We start from the raw sequence: 14,165 nt of genomic DNA, 5'->3' as shown, positions 1-14,165 counted from the left end.
TCAATAGCCCATGTCCAACTCTTGGGCCTGCGCTGCGAGTTCGTCTAGTGCCTTGCGTCGCTCGTCATCAATGCGCTGCTTGTAGCTGACAACGTCCTGGTAGAGGACGCGCCGATGCGTGTTGACTTTACGGAACGGAATCTCGCCCTTCTCCAGAAGCTGAACCAAGTATGGTCGAGAGACGTTAAGCAGGTCCGCGGCCTCTTGCGTCGTCAGCTCGGCGTGAATGGGAATGATGGAGACGGCGTTCCCTTGGCCGATTTCCGCGAGAACCTCGACGAGAAGCCTCAGCGCAGAGGTGGGCAATGTGACACTATGCAACTCGCCCTTGTCAGTCTTGAAATCGAATTGCTGCATATCGGATCGGCTGTCCAAGGCCACCGCCAGGCTGCGGCTCGATTCCCGAGCGATAGCACTTTCGTCTGCCGAAGGCAGCGTCGTGTTGGTGATGGTTGCGTGCATGGGAAGTCCCCGGAAGACATGTGAGTGTATAGTAATTCGAAATAATCGAATTCGCAATATCCGAAACGATTGGACCTCAGCGAAGATGATTTGCAGTCGCGTGTGCGGTGTGAGTTCTGTGATTGTAGCTTTTTCGTCACAAATATCACCATGCTGTATATACCGCACACGAATGCGCAGGCGCATGGGACGCCAACCCGTGGGCGATTGCGCTCAGAAAAAAGCGCGAGGCGGCGCCGCCCTGGATAATATGGCAACGTTATCGAACCTTATCGCCGCGCCTTGGTCCAGTCGGCAAGGGCCGACCGCCTTGCGGCTGACGGAAGTCGCTTCCACGCCAGAAGCAGTCAATCGCATTCGACCACCGAGCGTCGGCTAAGCGAGCAATTTCAGCCATACGGTACCCAACTGCACGCCGGAGTCGTAGAGCGGGTCACCACGGGCGGCCGAGCCAAATCGGCCCAGCACTGCCACTGCACTGGCGTGTTCCTTCCGCCGTCAGCGGGTTGCCTACGCCAGGTCCGCCGGCGCACTCCGCATCGTACTGCGCCATCCAGCGCCGAACGGCCGACTCACCAAGCTCCATCGACCGGCAAACCTCGCCGACCGATAATCCTTGGTCTCGCACCATCCGTACCACTTCCAGCTTGAAGTTGGCGTCAAATTGTCGGCGCCTTCTTGTCATCTATCTTTCTTCCTCGTCGATACCGGATTGTCCTCCTATCGACCTGTCCGAGGAAATTAGACCACACAAACACTCTTCTAATAGGGTCCGGTTGGTAACTCTCCTGCCTGAGCGCTAGCGCCAGTTCGCCGAGCCAACTTCTGCACCCCGTACTCCTCGACCTCCGCGAAGTCCTGACGATCGACACCCGGCGCGCCCCTGTTGGAGCGGCACTGGGCGTACGCGTGTGCCAGCACATCCTCACGATAGATCTTGTCGTACAGAGCATAAAAGCGGTACTCGGCTTCTGCCTTTGCTTTCGCGTGTAACGCCATCTGCAGCTTCTGAACACTGATCGGAGTTGATAGGTTGCCCAATCTCCACGCCCTCGCTACGTATGCGTCTGTCCTGAACTGAGGCCCCTTCCCTCCACCAGCATTACACCGGCTTCAGCAGTAATACGGGCCTCTCCGTCACCCCAAGGCGCCCGGCCTGTCCCTCACGGGCGTCCGGTTGGTCATCCCTGACCACGCCAGGGGGCTTCCCGTGTTGCGTGCGCTTTCCTTGTGTACATGCTGTCGCCACTACCCCGGCGCAGCGACTGGGTGTCCTGCCTGCTCATTCACCCAGCCGTATCAGCCTTCCCCGATATGGCAGTCGGGTCGGCCTGCGCATCGACGTTTTCGAGGCTTGCTCGGCGTTCACTCGCGTTACGGCCTGCACACTCGCGCTGTCACCGTATTTCGTGACACGCTTCACCGAAGGCTTCAACCGCTTCGTTACCTCCACGATTGCTCCGGTTGCTTCCGGCTGGAGCGGTTGCCGGGTGGGGCTTTCACCCACTTCAAAAGCGCCGCCTTGTCACGGCGCACGCCATGAAGCGTCATTCGCCTTCACCGACGCGTGGACGTTCGTGCGTCCGCTTCGCTCAAGCAACAGACCCTTGTTCGCAATCGTTTCTGTCGCCTCTGTGGCGCTTCGACACGCCTTCGTGTCCTGACGTCCGCGACAATCCGCGAGTGGCGCGCGATTGGCTGCGCCTCCGACATATATACACAAAAAGTGTCAATGACTAACCAATAATATATTGGACGTGATCTTGTTGCGGCCATATTCTCCAGCAGACCCAACAACGGGCGCGGAAATGACTATGGCAAGCAATCTCATTCTTGAAACCGTCGGACTGAGGAAGGAATTCAAGGGATTTGTCGCCGTAAACGACGTCAGTCTCAAGGTCAGGCGTGGCCATATCCACGCGCTGATTGGTCCGAACGGTGCAGGCAAGACCACCTGCTTCAACCTCCTTACTAAGTTCCTGGATCCCACGCGCGGCACCATACGGTTCAACGGTGCCGAGATCACCGACGAAAAGCCGGCGCAGGTCGCACGCAGGGGCGTGGTGCGCTCCTTCCAGATCTCGGCGGTGTTTCCGCACCTGACCGTGCTCGAGAACGTACGTATCCCGCTGCAGCGCAGGCTCGGGATTTCCTTCCAGTTCTGGCGCTCGCCGAAAGTCCTCGCACCGCTCGATGACAGGGCCATGGCATTGCTCGCCGACGTCGGACTGGAGGACTTCGCCGACATGACGACCGCCGAGATGCCCTACGGTCGCAAGCGCGCGCTGGAAATCGCCACCACGCTGGCCCTCGACCCCGAGCTGATGCTGCTCGACGAGCCTACGCAGGGCATGGGCCACGAAGACGTTGACCGCGTCATGCAGCTCATCAAGAAGGTCTCGGCCAATCGCAGCATCCTGATGGTGGAGCACAACATGAAAGTGGTGTCCGGCATCAGCGACGCCATCACGGTGCTGGCGCGCGGCAGCGTGCTGGCCGAGGGCACATACGCGGAAGTCTCCGCCAACCCGCAGGTCATCGAGGCCTATATGGGCAGCGCTGATGCCGCGCTCGCTGCGCCGGGAGGGCTTTGATCATGGCGACGGAATACCTGCGGGTCACCGACCTCCATGCCTTCTACGGCGAATCGCACATCCTGCACGGCATCGACTTGCTGGTGAACGAGGGAGAGTGCGTGACCCTGCTCGGCCGCAACGGGGCAGGCCGTACCACCACCCTGCGCGCCATCATGGGCCTGACGGGGCGGCGCGCCGGCTCGGTCATGATCGACGGCCGCGAGGCAATCGGCATACCGGCCCATCGCATCGCGCGTCTCGGCGTCGGCTTTTGCCCGGAAGAGCGGGCGATTTATTCCAGCCTCTCGTGTGAGGAGAACCTCCTGCTGCCGCCGCAGGTGGGTGGCGGCGGGATGAGCCTCGACGAGATCTACGCGATGTTCCCCAACCTCCACGAGCGGCGGCATAGCCAGGGCACGCGGCTCTCGGGCGGCGAGCAACAGATGCTGGCAATGGCGCGCATCCTGCGCACTGGGGCGCGGTTGCTGCTGCTGGACGAAATCTCCGAGGGACTGGCGCCGGTGATCGTGCAGAAGCTCGCCCAAGTCATCCGCGACCTCAAGGCGAAGGGCTACACGATCGTGCTGGTGGAGCAGAACTTCCGGTTCGCCGCGCCGCTGGCCGACCGCATGTACGTGGTGGAGCACGGCCAAATCGCCGCGGAGATCCACCAGCACGAGATTCACGAGAAGCAGCACCTGCTCCAGGAACTCCTGGGTGTCTGAGACCGCTGCGGAGGAGACAGCATGACAACGATTCTGGGAGTCCCGCTACAGGGGCTGTTGGGGCAACTCGTACTCGGGCTGGTAAACGGCTCGTTCTACGCGATTCTCAGCCTCGGGCTTGCCGTGATCTTCGGCATGCTCAACATCATAAACTTTGCCCACGGCGCGCTGTTCATGGTGGGCGCATTCGTCGCCTGGGCGGGCCTGGAGTATCTCGGCATCAGCTACTGGTGGTCGCTGCTGGCGGCGCCGGTGCTGGTCGGGCTGGCGGGTATCGCCATCGAGCGCGGCCTGTTGCGGTGCCTGTACAAGCTCGACCACCTGTACGGGCTGCTGCTCACCTTCGGGCTGGCGCTCATTATCGAAGGCCTGTTCCGCTTCCAATTCGGCGTCTCGGGGCAGCCCTATTCGATTCCCGACGAGGTGGCCGGCGCCTTCAACCTCGGATTCATGATCATGCCGAAATACCGCGCGTGGGTTATCGGCGCCTCGCTCACAGTGTGCCTGCTGACCTGGTTCACGATCGAGAAGACCCGCATCGGCGCCTACCTGCGCGCCGCCACCGAGAACCCAAGCATTACCCAAGCCTTCGGCATCAACGTGCCGGTGATGGTGATGATGACCTATGCCTTCGGCGTGGGCCTGGCCGGGCTGGCCGGCGTGCTGGCAGCACCGACGGGGCAACTAAGTCCGCTGATGGGGTCGAACCTGATCATCGTCGTGTTCGCGGTGGTGGTGATCGGCGGCATGGGTTCCATCCTTGGCGCGATCGTCGCCGGGCTGGGGCTGGGCGTGGTCGAAGGATTGACCAAGGTGTTTTATCCAGAGGCGTCGGCCACGGTGGTTTTCGTGATCATGGTCATCGTGCTGATGGTTCGGCCGGCAGGCCTGTTTGGCAAGGAAAAGTGAGGTCGAGTATGAAAATGAGAAATCTTGGCTACGGTGTCCTGCTGCTGGGCGCGCTGGCGGCCCCGGCCGTGCTCTATCCGGTGATGCTGATGAAGGTGCTGTGCTTCGCCTTGTTCGCCTGCGCCTTCAACCTGCTGCTCGGCTATACCGGCCTGCTCTCGTTCGGCCATGCGGCGTTCCTCGGCACGGCGGCCTATATATCGGGCTACGGCATGAAGACCTGGGGGCTCACCCCGGAACTCGGCCTGCTCTTCGGCACGGCCGTCTCGGTTGCCGCGGGCTTTGTCGTCGGGGCGCTCGCTATTCGCCGGCAGGGCATCTACTTCGCGATGATCACGCTTGCTTTGGCGCAGATGTTCTACTTCTTGTTCCTGCAGGCGCCGTTCACCGGCGGCGAGGATGGCATGCAGGCCATTCCGCGAGGCAGGCTGTTCGGCCTGATCGACCTGGCGTCGGACCTGCGCATGTACTACTTCGTGCTGGCGATCTTCCTGTTCACCTTCTGGCTGATCCACCGCATCATCCATTCGCCTTTCGGCCAGATCCTGAAGGCGATCCGCGAGAACGAGGCGCGCACCACCTCGCTGGGCTACGACGTCGCGCGCTACAAGCTGCTGGCCTTCGTCCTCTCGGCGGGCCTGGCCGGCCTTGCCGGGGCCACCAAGACCCTGGTCTTTCAGTTTGCCACGCTGACCGACGCGCACTGGCACACCTCCGGCGAAGTCGTGCTGATGACCCTGTTGGGCGGCCTTGGCACTGCCTTCGGCCCGGTGGTGGGCGCGGGCATCGTGGTCGTCATCCAGAACGCCTTGGCGGACAAGGTCGGTTCCATGATCACCGTGATCATGGGGAGCATTTTCGTCGTGTGCGTGCTGGCGTTCCGCCGCGGCATCGTCGGCGAGTTGAACGCGTTGTGCCAGAGCATCGTGGCCAACCGCCGCGGCCGGCCCGCACCGCGCCACGCTGCCGTGCCGGCACCAAGTCATGACGAAACGCCCGCCGGAGCAGGCGTGCATGCCCGGCGCGTGGAAGGGAAGGCATGAAATCGAGCGCTGAACGGAACACCCCATATATATCCCCACAGTAGAGGAGACACAGGATGAACAATCGCATCAAGCTGCTTTCGCTCGCCGCGCTGCTGGCGGCCTCGACGGCGCAGGCCGAGATCACGGACGGCGTGGTCCGGATCGGCGTGCTCAACGATCAGACCGGCGTTTATGCCGGGCTGGCTGGTCCCGGTTCGGTCTGGGCCGCGAAGAAGGCGGTCCAGGACTTTGCGCCCGAGAAGCATGGTCTGAAGGTGGAGATCGTGGCCGCCGACCACCAGAATAAGCCGGACGTCGGGGCGAGCATCGCCCGCCGCTGGTTCGACGTGGACAATGTGGACGCTATCGTCGACGTGCCGACCTCGTCGGTCATCCTGGCGGTCAACCAGGTGGTCAAGGAGAAGAACAAGGTGATGATTGTCACCGGCGGCGGCACCTCCGACCTCACCGGCAAGGCCTGCACACCCAATGCGGTCCACTGGGCCTACGACACGTGGGCACTAGCGAATGGGACGGGTAAGGCGGTTGTCAAGGCGGGTGGCAAGAGTTGGTTCTTCGTGACTGCTGACTACGCCTTCGGCCACTCGCTCGAACGCGACACCGAGGCCGTTGTCGTCAAGAACGGTGGCAAGGTTCTCGGCAAGGTCCGGCATCCTTTCCCTGGCAACGATTTCTCCTCCTACCTGCTGCAGGCTCAGGCCTCGAAGGCGCAGGTAGTGGGCCTGGCCAACGCCGGGGGCGACACCATCGGCGCGGTCAAGCAGGCCGCCGAGTTCGGCGTGACCGCCGGCGGTCAGAAGCTGGCAGGCCTGCTCGTCTTCAGCAGCGACGTCCAGGCGCTCGGCCTCAAGGCTGCTCAGGGCCTGTTGCTGAGCGAGACCTGGTATTGGGATATGACCGACGAGAACCGCAAGTTTGGCAAGGAATTCGCCGCTGCCAACAACGGCAAGTTCCCGACCATGGCGCAGGCGGGCACGTACTCGGCTGTGATCCACTACCTGAAGGCAGTGACGGCGATGAAGGCGGATGGCGACGGCGGCGCCGTGGTAGCGAAGATGAAGGCGATGCCCACCGACGACAAGCTGTTCGGCAAGGGCAGCATTCGCGAAGACGGCCGGAAGATCCACCCGCTCTATCTGTTCGAGGTGAAGAAGCCGTCGGAATCGAAGTATGCGGGCGACTTCTACAAGCTCATCGCCTCCATTCCCGCCAACGAGGCGTTCCGGCCGATGGAAGAAGGTGGCTGCCCGCTCGTTGGGAAGAAGACGTTATGAAGATCACCGGACACATGCTGATCGGGCAGGACGGGGTCAGCGGCACCACCGGCGCGTTCAACGCCTTTTCTCCGGCGCTTGCCACCGACATCGAACCCGCGTTCGGCGGCGCCGGCCCCAACAACGTCGACCGGGCCTGCCGCCTCGCTGTCAGCGGCTTTGCGAGGTATCGCGAGACGACGCCCGAGGCGCGCGCCAGCTTCCTGGAGGCCATCGCCCTCGGCATCGAAGGGCTGGGCGACACCCTCATCGAGCGCGCCATGGCCGAGACCGCGCCTGTAGCGGGCGCGGCTGGAAAACGATCGGGCGCGCACGGCCGGCCAGTAGCGGCTGTTCGCCGGGGTTGTGCGGGCCAGGCACTGGGACGGGGCCACGTTCGATACGCCCCTTTGTCCGATGCGCGCAGCACGTCGGACGGCAGCGCCGCTATCGAGCGGTTCCTCCGCCCCGTGTGTTGTCAGAACTTCCCATCACGCCTGTTGCCGGCCGCCCAGCCCGACGGCACCTCGCTGGCGCTCGACCGTCACGTCGACGGCTGCCTGTTGCCGGCATCCCGGCGCGACTGAACGTCCGCGCCATCCTACGCCTCGCCCACGTCACAGCCGGCGAGGCCGGGGGAACCTTCACAGCACGCTTTTCGCCGTCTCGATGAATGCCGTCATCAGCGGCGTTGGGGTGCGCTGGCTATAGCCGAGCATGATCTCGACTGTTTGTTGCCGGCCTTTGATCGGCTTGTAGACGACGTGGTCGAACTTCATCTGCCGGACCGATGCCGGCACGAAGCCAATGCCCGCACCGGAGCTGACCAACCCGACCAGCGTGTAGACCTGCCCCACTTCAGACACGACCTTCGGCACGAAACCCGCCGACGCGCACATGCGCATGTTCATGGCGTGGAAGTCCGGCGCCGCCTCGGGCATGTACATGATGAAGGGCTCCTGCGCGCAATCCTTCAGCGAGATTGACTCCGCGTTCGCGAATGGGTGCCTTGCAGGCACAGCCAGCACGAACGGCTCTTCGAGGATGGTTTCCCACGTCACGTCCTCGAGGTCGGGCACGGGCCGCATGAAGGAGATATCCGCGTCACCCCGCCGCAGCGCTTCTGCCTGTTCGACGACCGGAAACCAGCGCAGCAGGATTTCCACGGCGGGAAAACGCTCCCGGTAGGCGCGCAGGATGGGCGGCAGCAGCGTATAGGACGTGTGCTCGAAGAAGCCGACCGTCAGCCGGCCAGTCTCGCCGCGATGCGCGCGCTGCGTCTGGATGACCGCACTCTCGGTAGCGCGCAGGATCTGCCGCGCCTGCTCCAGGAAAATGCGACCCGCCTCGGTCAGCTCCACGTGCCGACGCGAGCGGTTCAGCAGTGTCACATCCATCTCTTCCTCGAGTTGGCGGATCTGCAGGCTCAGCGGCGGCTGGGCGATGTGCAGGCGCTCGGCCGCCCGCGTGAAGTTGAGTTCCTCGGCGACGGCGATGAAGTACCGGAGGTGGCGAAGGTCCATCGCTATATCCTGTAAGTATAAAAGAGCGATCAATTATATATTGGACACTAGTTTGCGCAATCCCTACGATTCCATGCATACCCCGCTCCGCGCTCCACCCCTGCCTGTCCGCACGGCTGGCACCGGAGACCGGACAAGCCAAATGTACCCATGGAGACAAACATATGGATTCCCGACTGATCGATGATGCGCTAGATCGCATCCTGCACCGCATCGATGCAACGATCGCGCAGGACGAGGCGGGCTTTCCGCACTATGGCAATCCGGCCGACGGCACCTGGACACGCTCCCCGGCCGGCGACTGGACCGGGGGCTTCTGGGTCGGGATGCTGTGGCTGGCTGCCCTGCGCACCGGCGAGCAGAAGTACCGCGACAGCGCCCGCATGTGGTCCGCACGGCTGGCGCCGCGGGTGGCGTCGAAGTCGGTGTTCAAAGGATTCCTCTTCTGGTACGGCGCGCAACTCGGCGGCTCGCTGCTGGCCGATCCGCAGGCCGCGGGGCTCGCGCTCGACGGCACGCGTGGCCTGGCGGAGATGTACAGCGAAGCGGCCCGCCTGATCCCGCTCGGCACCGAGGCCGAGGAGGCCTCCAGCGTGGGGACGAGCGAGGCCAACATCGATGCGATTCCGGGCACCGTGGCGCTGCTGCTGCGGCACGACGCCGCTCTCGGCACGGGCGAGATCGGCCGCCAACACCTGCGCCAGCACATTGCCCTGTGCGTGCGGGAGGATGGCTCGGTTTGCCAGTCCGCCACATTCAACGCCGCCGATGGCTCGCTCGTGAAGCGCTACACGCACAAGGGCATCCATGACAGCAGCACCTGGGCCCGCGCCCAGGCGTGGGGCATGCTCGGGCTCGCGCAGGCGCTGTCGTGCGGCGAGCAGGCGTTCACGTCCGACGCGATCCGCGTGGCAGATTGGTGGGTCGCGCACCTGCCCGCCGACGGCGTGGCCTTCTGGGATTTCGACGATCCCGCCATCCCGCACACCAACCGCGACACCTCGGCCACCGCCATCGCCGCCGCCAGCCTGCTCAAACTGGCCGCGCTCATCCCGGAGCGCGCGGCGGTCTACCGCCAGGCCGCCGTCGACAGCATCGAGCAACTCGTGACCCGCTTCCTGACCCCGGTCGGCCCAGGCGATGTACGGCAGCCTGGCATCCTCACCGGCGGCTGCTTTAACAAGCGCAATGGCGTCGCCATGGATAACGAACTGGTCTGGGGCGACTACTTTCTCCTCGAATCCCTGCTCGTCCTCGCGGGCAGGATCGACGCCACCCAGGTCTGAACCCCAACCCACTTCCGGAGAACCCACATGTCCGACATCAAGCTCCCGCACGAAGGCAACGTATCCACCCTTATTGGCACGCACACCAGCTACACCCGCACCCTCGGCGAGTATGACATCTATGCCTTCGCCGGCATCAGCGGTGACAACCACCCCAACCACATGGACGACGAATACTGCAAGCGCATGGGCTTCGGCGGCCGCATCGCGCAGGGCGCCATGATGGTCGGTTTCATCGCCGGCGCCGTGACCAAGTATCTCGACATGATCCAGCGCCCGGCGGTCTCCTACGGCTACGACAACGTGCGCTTCACCAAGCCCGTGCGCATCGGCGACACCCTCACCGTGAACTACCGCATCGCCCGCGCCGACGACGAGAAGAAGCGCCTGTGGGCCGAGGCGACGCTACTCAACCAGCGGGGCGAGACGGTCTGCGTCGGCACCCACATCATCCATTTCCAGGCCTGAGCCCGGGCTGCGAGCGGCGAGAAAGGTGAGAGATCGCATGAGCAAGATCTGCACTGCGGCGCAGGCCGTTTTGGACATCCGGCCCGGCCAGAGCGTGGGCAGCGTCGGCGTGATCGGCTGGCTGACGCCGGACGCGTTGTTCCAGGCGCTGGCGCAACGCTTCCACGAGACGGGATCGCCTCGTGACCTGACGTTCTTCTTCCCGGTCAGTGTCGGCGACGGCATGGGCATCCGCGGCATGGATCACGTGGCCGTCGAAGGGCTGATGAAGCGGATCGTGTCGGGCAACTTTACCAATGCGGTGAATCCGGCCACCGGCAAGCGCCCGGAGTTCATGCGCCTGATCCGCGAGAATCGGGTGGAAGCCTACTGCTGGCCGATCGGCGCCACCATGCACTGGCTGCGCGAAGTCGCCCGGCGCAGCCCAGGCTACCTGACCCGCATCGGCCTCGGCTCCTACATCGACCCGCGCCAGCAGGGCGGCAAGTACACGGCGCGCGCCACCGACGACCTGGTGCGGATGCAGGAGCTGGACGGCAAGGAATACCTGTTCTATCCGAGCTGGCCGCTCGACGTGGCGTTCCTGCGTGCCACCAGCGCCGACGAGCACGGCAACCTGAGCTTCGAGGACGAGCCTATCACGTCGTGCGCGCTGGCCATGGCGCTGGCGGTGAAGGCGTCAGGCGGCACCGTGATCGCACAGGTGCGCAAGCTGGTGCCGCGCCACGCCCGGCCGGCGCACGCGGTGCGGATTCCCGGCGTGCTGGTGGATCGCGTCGTGGTGGAACCCGACGCCATGATGACCACCGACATCCGGTACGACGATGCCTATCTCGGCGGCCAGCTTTTCGACGGCCGCGCCTCGGACCGCCTGATGCCCGGCGCCGACAAGGTGATCGCTCGGCGGGCGGCCCGGGAAATCAGGCCCGGCGAGGTCAGCATCTTCGGCTTCGGCGCTTCGTCCGACGTGCCCACGGTGATGATGGAAGATGGCCTGTTCGCCGACGGCGGCCTGCATCGCTACAGCTTTACCACCGAGCACGGCCCCTTCGGCGGCGTCGTGATGAGCGGCTGGCAATTCTCCGCCAACAAGTATCCGGAGGCCTTGATCGACGGCCCGTCGCAGTTCGACTTCATCGACGGCGGCAACTGCCCGATGGCGGCGCTGGCCTTTGCCCAGTTCGACCGGGCCGGGAACATCAACGTCAGCCGCTTCGGCGCGGCCAATCCGGGGCCGGGCGGCTTCATCGACATCGCCTACAACGCGCGCAAGCTGCTGTTCACCGGCACCTTCACCACCGGCGGCCTCGCCGCCGACACTACCGACGGCTTCCTGTCGGTCGGGCGTGAGGGGAGCGTGCGCAAGTTCGTCGAGCGCGTGGACGAGATCACCTATCCGCTCGGGCGCAACGTGGCCGCGCGCGGCCAGGAGGCCAAAGTCATCACCGAGCGCGCAGTCTTCTCGGTGGCGCCAGACGGACTGGTGCTGGAGGAGGTTGCGCCCGGCATCGACGTCAAGTCGCAGGTGCTGGACCTGATGGCCTTCCCGCCGGTGCGCGTGGCGGAGCCGCTTCCGTGCATGGACCCGACGCTGTTCCGCGCCTGACGCATCGACATATCTACGAGGAAAACATGGCTGTCATCAACTACCTGACTACCGTCCACATCGACTTCGGCGCCCTCCAGGTGCTGGGGGCCGAGCTGCAGCGCCTGGGCATCCAGCGACCGCTGATCGTCACCGACCGCGGCATCCGCGCCGCCGGTATCGCCGACAAGGTGCTCGAGGCCTTGGGCCCGGATTGCACTCCCACCGTCTTCGAGGACACCCCACCCAACCCGACGGAAGCCGCCGTGTCCGCGGCGACCGGCCTTTACCTCGGCAACGGCTGCGACGGCATCGTGGCCGTTGGCGGCGGGTCGCCCATCGACCTGGGCAAGGCCACTGCGCTGCTGGCGACCCACCCGGCACCCCTGCAGACCTACGCGGCGGTGGAAGGCGGCGCGAGCCGGATCACCAGCCGGGTCGCCCCGCTGGTGGCCATCCCGACAACTGCGGGTACCGGCAGCGAAGTGGGCCGGGGCGCGGTCATCGTCATGGAGTCCGGCCGCAAGCTCGGCCTGCTTAGTCCGTTCCTGCTGCCGAAGTTCGCCATCTGCGACCCCGAACTGACGCTGGGCCTGCCGCCGGCCCTGACCGCCGCGACCGGCATGGACGCCATCGCCCACTGCATCGAGACCTTTCTGGCGCCGGCCATCAACCCGCCCGCCGAAGCGATCGCCCTGGACGGTCTGCGCCGCGGCATAGCCAATATTGGCAAGGCCACCGCGGACGGCTGCGACCGCGACGCGCGCTGGAACATGATGATGGCCGCCATGGAAGGCGCGCTGGCCTTCCAGAAGGGGCTGGGTGCGGTGCATGCCCTGTCGCACCCGCTGGGCGCGGTGCCCGGCGTCTCGTTGCACCACGGCACGCTGAACGCCGTGCTGCTGCCGGCCGTGCTGCGCTTCAACAAGCCGGCGACCCAAGCCAAGCAGGCCGCACTGGTACAGGCCATGGGCCTGCCCGCCGGCGGGAACCCGGCTCAGGCTATCAGCGAACTCAACGCCGGTCTCGGCTTGCCGGCTGGTCTCGGCGCCATGGGCGTGCCGCGTGACGTGTTGGAGGACATCGCGGTCGCCGCCACGAAGGACCACTGCCACGCCACTAATCCCCGCACTGCCACGGTCAACGACTACTTGGCGATGCTGCAGGAATCATATTGAGGAGAAAGACGATGTCATACATCGCAGAACACCACGAGATGATCCGCGAGGCGGTGCGCCGCTTCGCCGAGGAAGAGATCGCACCGGTCGCCCACCGGTTGTGGGAAGAGGAGTGTTTTCCCTACGAGATCTGGCGCCGGGCCGGCGAACTGGGCTATATCGGGCTGCCGTACCCCGAAGCCTGGGGAGGCAGCGGCGGTGACTGGCTTGGCTTCGCCATTGCGCTGGAAGAGATCGCCCGCGTCGATTGCGCCGTGGCGGTGGCCATCATGGCCAACTCGACGGCGGCCAGCCTGCTCAACAACTACGGCACCGACGGCCAGAAGGCGCGGTTCCTGCGGCCGATCCTGACGGGCACGCAGGTCGGCTGCATCGGCCTGACAGAGCCGAACGCCGGCTCCGACGCCGCCAATATCCAGACCCGCGCCGTGCTGAAGGATAGCTGCTGGGTCATCAATGGCGCCAAGACCTTCATCAGCAACTCGGGTTCCGAGATCACCGGCCCGATCGTCATTGCGGCGGTGACGGGAACCCGGCCCGACGGCCGCAAGGAGATTTCGAACTTCATCGTGCCGAACGGCACGCCCGGCTTCAGCCACGGCAAGAAGCTGCACAAGATCGGCTGGCGCGGATCGACCACATTCGAGCTGTTCTTCGAGGACTGCACCATTCCTGCCGAGCACCTGCTCGGCGAGCTTGGGGCCGGCCTTAGACAGACCCTGTCACAGGTGAGCACCGGCCGCATCCTGATCGGAACGCTGGGCCTGGGCATCCTGCAGGGCTCGCTGGAACGCTCCGTCCGCTACATGAGCGAGCGCACAGCGTTTGGCAAGACGCTCAACCAGTTCCAGTCGCTGCAGTTCAAGCTGGCCGACATGGCGACCCACGCGCACGCTGCCCGCCTGATGCTCTACGACGCCGCGGTGGCCAAGGACGAGGGCCGGCCCTACGAACGGCAGGCCTCGATGGCAAAGCTCTTCGCAACCGAGAAGGCCATGGAGGCGGCCCACCAGGCCGTGCAGATCCACGGCGGCAACGGGATCATGACGGAGTACGCGGTATCGCGCGCGTTCGGGGATGCCAAGGTGCTCGAGATCGTTGAGGGGACCTCCGAGATCCAGCGGATGATCATCTCCCGCGACGTAATGCGCTGA

At 64.7% G+C, this 14,165-nt stretch carries 14 protein-coding genes; 11 read left to right on the top strand and 3 right to left on the bottom strand.

Going from position 1 to position 14,165, the window contains the following annotated elements; translation table 11 throughout:
• The gene (locus AC1Q7H_RS23840) at positions 1-462 is read right to left on the bottom strand and encodes an excisionase family DNA-binding protein (RefSeq protein ID WP_492381809.1); all 462 of its coding nucleotides are present in this window, start codon (positions 460-462) and stop codon (positions 1-3) included.
• A gap of 433 nt (positions 463-895) precedes the next feature.
• A complete protein-coding gene (locus AC1Q7H_RS23835; RefSeq protein WP_153955530.1) occupies positions 896-1,147 on the bottom strand; it encodes a transposase in 252 nt (83 codons plus the stop codon).
• A gap of 1,129 nt (positions 1,148-2,276) precedes the next feature.
• Between AC1Q7H_RS23835 and AC1Q7H_RS23830 the strand changes: the two genes are divergently transcribed.
• The 6 genes from AC1Q7H_RS23830 to AC1Q7H_RS23805 are packed head-to-tail and all read left to right on the top strand — an operon-like array spanning position 2,277 to position 7,558.
• The gene (locus AC1Q7H_RS23830; protein ID WP_153955531.1) at positions 2,277-3,056 is read left to right on the top strand and encodes an ABC transporter ATP-binding protein; all 780 of its coding nucleotides are present in this window, start codon (positions 2,277-2,279) and stop codon (positions 3,054-3,056) included.
• A 2-nt stretch (positions 3,057-3,058) separates the two neighbouring features.
• The gene (locus tag AC1Q7H_RS23825) at positions 3,059-3,763 is read left to right on the top strand and encodes an ABC transporter ATP-binding protein (RefSeq protein WP_153955532.1); all 705 of its coding nucleotides are present in this window, start codon (positions 3,059-3,061) and stop codon (positions 3,761-3,763) included.
• 21 nt (positions 3,764-3,784) lie between these two features.
• Positions 3,785-4,672 (top strand): branched-chain amino acid ABC transporter permease, encoded by an 888-nt coding sequence (locus AC1Q7H_RS23820; protein ID WP_492381808.1) that lies wholly within the window; start codon positions 3,785-3,787, stop codon positions 4,670-4,672.
• A 14-nt stretch (positions 4,673-4,686) separates the two neighbouring features.
• Positions 4,687-5,715, top strand: coding sequence for a branched-chain amino acid ABC transporter permease (locus tag AC1Q7H_RS23815; RefSeq protein WP_492381819.1), 1,029 nt, complete (start codon positions 4,687-4,689; stop codon positions 5,713-5,715).
• Positions 5,716-5,771: 56 nt separating this feature from the next.
• Positions 5,772-6,992 carry an ABC transporter substrate-binding protein gene (locus AC1Q7H_RS23810; RefSeq protein ID WP_153955534.1) on the top strand — a complete coding sequence of 407 codons (1,221 nt, stop codon included), beginning with the start codon at positions 5,772-5,774 and terminating at the stop codon, positions 6,990-6,992.
• A complete protein-coding gene (locus AC1Q7H_RS23805; RefSeq protein WP_153955535.1) occupies positions 6,989-7,558 on the top strand; it encodes a hypothetical protein in 570 nt (189 codons plus the stop codon). The genes AC1Q7H_RS23810 and AC1Q7H_RS23805 overlap by 4 nt, the downstream gene beginning before the upstream one ends.
• A gap of 57 nt (positions 7,559-7,615) precedes the next feature.
• On the opposite strand, the gene AC1Q7H_RS23800 is transcribed toward AC1Q7H_RS23805, so the two are convergent.
• A complete protein-coding gene (locus tag AC1Q7H_RS23800; protein WP_153955536.1) occupies positions 7,616-8,494 on the bottom strand; it encodes a LysR family transcriptional regulator in 879 nt (292 codons plus the stop codon).
• A 164-nt stretch (positions 8,495-8,658) separates the two neighbouring features.
• Between AC1Q7H_RS23800 and AC1Q7H_RS23795 the strand changes: the two genes are divergently transcribed.
• From AC1Q7H_RS23795 to AC1Q7H_RS23775, 5 genes are read left to right on the top strand one after another with little or no spacing between them, the layout of a single operon-like run.
• A complete protein-coding gene (locus tag AC1Q7H_RS23795) occupies positions 8,659-9,780 on the top strand; it encodes a glycosyl hydrolase (RefSeq protein WP_492381807.1) in 1,122 nt (373 codons plus the stop codon).
• Positions 9,781-9,807: 27 nt separating this feature from the next.
• The gene (locus AC1Q7H_RS23790) at positions 9,808-10,248 is read left to right on the top strand and encodes a MaoC family dehydratase (protein WP_153955538.1); all 441 of its coding nucleotides are present in this window, start codon (positions 9,808-9,810) and stop codon (positions 10,246-10,248) included.
• Positions 10,249-10,285: 37 nt separating this feature from the next.
• Complete coding sequence (locus AC1Q7H_RS23785; RefSeq protein ID WP_211983988.1) at positions 10,286-11,854, top strand: acyl CoA:acetate/3-ketoacid CoA transferase; 1,569 nt, start codon at positions 10,286-10,288, stop codon at positions 11,852-11,854.
• 26 nt (positions 11,855-11,880) lie between these two features.
• Positions 11,881-13,011 carry a 4-hydroxybutyrate dehydrogenase gene (gene gbd / locus AC1Q7H_RS23780; RefSeq protein ID WP_153955540.1) on the top strand — a complete coding sequence of 377 codons (1,131 nt, stop codon included), beginning with the start codon at positions 11,881-11,883 and terminating at the stop codon, positions 13,009-13,011.
• 11 nt (positions 13,012-13,022) lie between these two features.
• Positions 13,023-14,165, top strand: a complete 1,143-nt coding sequence (locus AC1Q7H_RS23775) for an acyl-CoA dehydrogenase family protein (protein WP_153955541.1) — start codon at positions 13,023-13,025, stop codon at positions 14,163-14,165.

This window comes from Cupriavidus sp. GW823-FHT06D04, assembly GCF_058795055.1.
Note: the sequence above shows the minus strand (reverse complement) of the source record. Positions and strands in the feature narration are given on the sequence as shown.